General features: G+C 68.5%; 1 protein-coding gene. It reads right to left on the reverse strand.

Features of this window, described 5'->3' with window-relative positions; all coding sequences use genetic code 11:
- Positions 1 to 9: 9 nt before the first annotated feature.
- Positions 10 to 1,212, reverse strand: a complete 1,203-nt coding sequence (locus Aau02nite_RS05340; protein WP_212987197.1) for an IS110 family RNA-guided transposase — start codon at positions 1,210 to 1,212, stop codon at positions 10 to 12.
- Positions 1,213 to 1,453 lie beyond the last annotated feature (241 nt).

Genomic DNA, 1,453 nt, shown 5'->3' on the forward strand with positions numbered 1-1,453 from the left:
TGGGTTTCGTCAAGCGGCGAGGGCGTGTTCTGAAGGCCGTGCTTGGTAGGGCGTGCGGTCGCGGAGCATGGCGAACAGGACGTCGACGCGGCGGCGGGCGAGGCAGATGAGGGCGGCGTTGTGGCGTTTGCCGGCAGCGCGTTTGCGGTCGTAGTAGATCCGCGATGGTGGGTGCGCGAGGCTGGCGAAGGCGGCCAGGAAGAAGGCGCGTTTCAGCTGCTTGTTGCCGCCGCGTGGTGGGTGCTCGCCGCGGATCGAGGTCCCCGACCGGCGGGTGACCGGTGCCAGACCGGCGTAGGCCGCGAGGTGCCCGGAGGTAGGGAATGCGGTGCCGTCGCCGACTTCGAGCAGGATCCGGGCTGCGGTCCTGACCCCGATGCCGGGCATCGAGGTCAGGACCTCGGCAAGAGGGTGTGCATCAAGGATCCCTTCGACCTCGGTAGCGACCTGGTCGCGTTGCTTCAGCACGTCCCGCAGGCTGTCCGCCAGCCGGGGCAAGATCTTCTCCGCCGCAGCAGTGCCCGGGACGGTGACGGTCTGCTCGTCCAGGGCGGTCATGACCTGCTCGACCAGGCGTTCGCCCATGCGAGGAGCGTTCTTGGTCGCGATCGACACCAGCTTGCGGCGGCCGGCCTTGCGCAGCCCGACCGGACCGCCGCAGCGCGACAGCAGTTCGAGAACGGCTTTGTGCTGCACTTTCGGCCCGAGGACACGTTCCAACGCAGGGTGAATCTGAGTGAGTAGGCCACGGATGCGGTTGGCGACGCGCGTGGCCTCACCGGCGAGGTCATCGTCGTAACCGACTAGGACCTCCAGCTCGGCGAGGGTTTCATCACCGGCGTCGACGCGTCGCAGTGTGTGCGGCAGGGTCCGAGCAGCGTCGGCAATGACGTAGGCGTCACGGGCATCGGTCTTGGCGTTGCCGGGGTGCAGATCGGCGATTCGGCGCATCGCCAGGCCGGGCAGGTAGGCGACCTGATGGCCGCAGGCGCGGGCGACCGCGACCGGCAGCGCTCCGATGGACGCCGGCTGGTCCACCACCACGAGGATGCGGCCGTGACGGGCGAGTTTGTCGAACACCTGCCGCAACCTGGCCTCAGTGTTGACCAACTCCGCGTCGTGCAGACGCTTGCCGTCCGGCGCCAGCGCGACGGCGTGGTGGCCGTCCTTGCCGACGTCGAGCCCGAGAAATACCTGGTAACCGCCGTGCACATCGCCTCCCCGCGACGTCACCACCACCCGGCCGCCAGTCTGGCGTCGACTGCCGGCAGCCACGTTACGAAGAGACCTACCCTCACTCGTGCAGGGTGGCCCTGTCCCTATCAGCGGTCCGTCGACGCCACCCGGCCCGGCGACAACACCCCCCGGATCATCCGTACGACAGGGGCAGTAAGCCATACCGGACCGAGCGACCGAGCAGTCCCCTGCTGGGGACGATCAAAAAGGTAACGGG

The sequence above is a fragment of the Actinoplanes auranticolor genome, from assembly GCF_018332655.1.
In the GTDB taxonomy this organism is placed as follows: Bacteria; Actinomycetota; Actinomycetes; order Mycobacteriales; family Micromonosporaceae; genus Actinoplanes; species Actinoplanes auranticolor.